Raw genomic sequence first — 2,600 nt, 5'->3', positions numbered from 1 at the left:
TTCGTCCAATGAACTGTCCTCACCACATGATGGTTTATAAAAATGAACGTCACTCATACCGTGAACTTCCAATCCGTATCGCAGAGCTTGGAATGATGCACCGTTATGAAGCAAGTGGAGCAGTGAGTGGATTACAACGTGTTCGAGGTATGACTCTAAACGATGCTCACATTTTTGTACGTCCAGATCAACTTAAAGATGAATTTAAATTAACAGTAGGACTTATTGAAGAAGCATATAAAGATTTAGGTATTAAAAACTTCAGCTACCGTCTATCATACAGAGACCCTGAAAACACTGAGAAATACTTCGATGATGATGCAATGTGGAATAACGCTCAACAAATGTTAAAAGAAACTGCTGATGAGTTAGGTTTAGATTATGTTGAAGCTGAAGGAGAAGCAGCATTCTACGGACCAAAACTTGACGTTCAAGTAGAAACAGCAATCGGAAAACAAGAAACATTATCTACAATTCAATTAGACTTCTTACTACCAGAGAGATTCGAATTAGAGTACATTGGAGAAGATGGAAAAGCTCACCGTCCGGTAGTTATTCACCGTGGTATCGTATCAACAATGGAAAGAATGGTTGCCTTCTTATTAGAAGAGTACAAAGGAGATTTACCAACATGGTTATCACCAAACCAAGTACGTATTATTCCAGTAAATAATGATTACCACTATGATTATTCTAAAGAAATCATGCAAGAACTTAAAAAAGTTGGTGTTAAAGTAGCTATCGATGATAGAGATGAAAAACTAGGATATAAAATCCGTGAAGCAGCAAGTAAAAAAATTCCATATACTTTAGTAATTGGAGATAAAGAAGTAGAAAACAGAAATGTTAACGTTAGAACATTTGGTTCATTAAACCAAAAAGAAGAAAGCTTTGCTGAATTTAAAGAAAATATCTTAAGAGAAATCAACGAAAGATTAATCGAGAAAAACGCATAGTAAAATAAATAGAGAAGGGATGGAAGTCATCCCTTCTCACTAATAAGGAGAGATATAATGTTAACTCAATTAACAAAAAATGTAAAAAAAGGTCAAGTTAGAGTGAAAATTAAAACTACTCATGGAGATATGACTTTCAAATTATTTGAAAAAGATATTCCAAAAGCAGTAGAAAACTTTTTAACTCATGCAAAAAATGGGTACTATAAAGGTATTATTTTCCACCGTGTAATTAAAGACTTTATGATTCAAGGTGGAGACCCAACTGGTACAGGTATGGGAGGAGAATCAATCTGGGGACGTAGTTTCGAAGATGAATTCTCAATGGATTACTTCCACTTCTATGGTGCATTGAGCATGGCGAATGCTGGACCAAACACAAATGGAAGTCAATTCTTTATCGTTCAAAATTCTCATGTAGATGCTAGAACTTTACAAGCGCTTGAACAAGGTGGATGGCCGAAAGAAGCTGTAGAAGGTTATGCTAAACTTGGAGGAACTCCTCACTTAGATCACCGCCACACAGTATTCGGTCACTTAATTGCAGGAGCGAAAACTCTAGAAAAAATTGCAGCTGTGAAAACTGGAGCTCAAGATAAACCAGTTGAAGAAGTTGTGATTCTTGATGTAGAAGTTAAATAATTTTTGAATAAGACTAAGAGAAAAGTCTAGAATTTGATAAAATTTCTTTTGAAATTTAATAAACTCTGCGGGAGTGACTCGATAAAATTGATTTCTACGGAATCATGATTTTGGGTCACTTTCGTTGTTTTTTAGTAGAATTCACTTAGGGATTAATGCTATATATTTATAAATTATTTTATTATTAAAAACGCTTTTTTTGTTTTACAAGTGTCAAACTCCCGAACTGGAATTTACTTTGGGAATTAACATCAAGAAAAAATTTATAGAAATTCAATTGTAATCGCTTGAAATATGTATATTATAATATTAATATAGAGATAGAAATAAATTACCAAAGAGGAAGGTGATTATGATGAAATTATTAACAATGTTCAAATTTGCTAATTTAGATAATGAAGATGAAGTTTATGAAGGTGGAGTAATTTCTATTCTTTTAGCAATAGGCAGACATTTATGCTTAGGTATAGCTAATATTGTTAAAGCACTAGGGTATGCTTATTATCTGTTAATCTGGCTGATATATGTAGTAGCAGTAATAGTAGGAGTAGGATTTATTCTCTATTATCTATATTTAGTTGGATTAGCTCTATTTTAGTAAATATAATTTGTTTTATTAACAGTTGTAACAAGAGTTTTTGATGCCTCTTGTTACAACTGTTTATTTAGTAAAGTTGGTTTATAAATAATTACTAGGTATTCTATAGTAAAAAGGATGTTAATTAAATTTTTGGATAAATTTTATTATATAAATCAAAAAATAGGAAGCTTTACTTTTGGAGTTTTTTGAAAAGAATCAAAAAAATAAAGGTATGACAAATAGACCTGTAAATCAATAGTTTCAACTTAAATTTCAGTTTTTTGTTTGAACTGGAATTTACTTTGGGAATTAACAAGAGATGCTTGTTGTCTCTAACAGCCCATTATACATTTGACAAATCTCTTAATATGGTATATAATATTGATAATTTGAATAACACATCTTTAATGTGATCCAGAGAG

The 2,600-nt window shown here is 31.7% G+C and carries 3 protein-coding genes; all 3 read left to right on the top strand.

Translation table 11 applies throughout. The annotated features are described in order from the left end of the window. Window positions 1–956, top strand: a 956-nt coding sequence (thrS, locus tag RWS90_RS07805; protein WP_314550244.1) for a threonine--tRNA ligase, incomplete at its 5' end; no start/stop codon positions are given. Between the two features lie 57 nt (window positions 957–1,013). Continuing rightward, the gene (locus RWS90_RS07800; RefSeq protein ID WP_314550242.1) at window positions 1,014–1,598 is read left to right on the top strand and encodes a peptidylprolyl isomerase; all 585 of its coding nucleotides are present in this window, start codon (window positions 1,014–1,016) and stop codon (window positions 1,596–1,598) included. Between the two features lie 352 nt (window positions 1,599–1,950). Beyond that, window positions 1,951–2,196, top strand: a complete 246-nt coding sequence (locus RWS90_RS07795) for a hypothetical protein (RefSeq protein WP_314550238.1) — start codon at window positions 1,951–1,953, stop codon at window positions 2,194–2,196. The last annotated feature ends 404 nt before the right edge of the window (window positions 2,197–2,600 follow it).

This window comes from uncultured Gemella sp. (genome assembly GCF_963529685.1).
Classification (GTDB): Bacteria; Bacillota; Bacilli; order Staphylococcales; family Gemellaceae; genus Gemella.
Note: the sequence above shows the minus strand (reverse complement) of the source record. Positions and strands in the feature narration are given on the sequence as shown.

Bases quoted from the DNA above. Each gene is read 5' to 3' on its own strand.
- RWS90_RS07800 (WP_314550242.1), top strand. From the start codon at position 1,014: ATGTTAACTCAATTAACAAAAAATGTAAAAAAAGGTCAAGTTAGAGTG.
- RWS90_RS07795 (WP_314550238.1), top strand. From the start codon at position 1,951: ATGATGAAATTATTAACAATGTTCAAATTTGCTAATTTAGATAATGAA.